General features: G+C 57.0%; 1 rRNA gene. It reads left to right on the top strand.

Annotated elements, in window-relative coordinates:
- Positions 1–781 (top strand): 16S ribosomal RNA (locus ACFO5K_RS27170); the annotation flags it as partial.

Here is a 781-nt window from a genome sequence, read left to right as displayed (position 1 = left end):
GGTGGTGGAAAGATTTATCGGTACAGGATGGGCCCGCGGCCTATCAGCTTGTTGGTGGGGTAACGGCCTACCAAGGCGACGACGGGTAGCCGACCTGAGAGGGTGACCGGCCACACTGGGACTGAGACACGGCCCAGACTCCTACGGGAGGCAGCAGTGGGGAATATTGCACAATGGGCGAAAGCCTGATGCAGCGACGCCGCGTGAGGGATGACGGCCTTCGGGTTGTAAACCTCTTTCGACAGGGACGAAGCGCAAGTGACTGTACCTGTAGAAGAAGCACCGGCCAACTACGTGCCAGCAGCCGCGGTAATACGTAGGGTGCGAGCGTTGTCCGGAATTACTGGGCGTAAAGAGCTTGTAGGCGGTTTGTCGCGTCTTCTGTGAAAACTTGGGGCTCAACTCCAAGCTTGCAGGCGATACGGGCAGACTAGAGTACTTCAGGGGAGACTGGAATTCCTGGTGTAGCGGTGAAATGCGCAGATATCAGGAGGAACACCGGTGGCGAAGGCGGGTCTCTGGGAAGTAACTGACGCTGAGAAGCGAAAGCATGGGTAGCAAACAGGATTAGATACCCTGGTAGTCCATGCCGTAAACGGTGGGTACTAGGTGTGGGGCTCCTTCCACGGACTCCGTGCCGTAGCTAACGCATTAAGTACCCCGCCTGGGGAGTACGGCCGCAAGGCTAAAACTCAAAGAAATTGACGGGGGCCCGCACAAGCGGCGGAGCATGTGGATTAATTCGATGCAACGCGAAGAACCTTACCTGGGTTTGACATAC

The organism is Nocardia halotolerans (assembly GCF_042650145.1).
Taxonomy (GTDB): Bacteria; Actinomycetota; Actinomycetes; order Mycobacteriales; family Mycobacteriaceae; genus Nocardia; species Nocardia halotolerans.
This window is presented reverse-complemented; position numbering and strand designations above follow the sequence as displayed.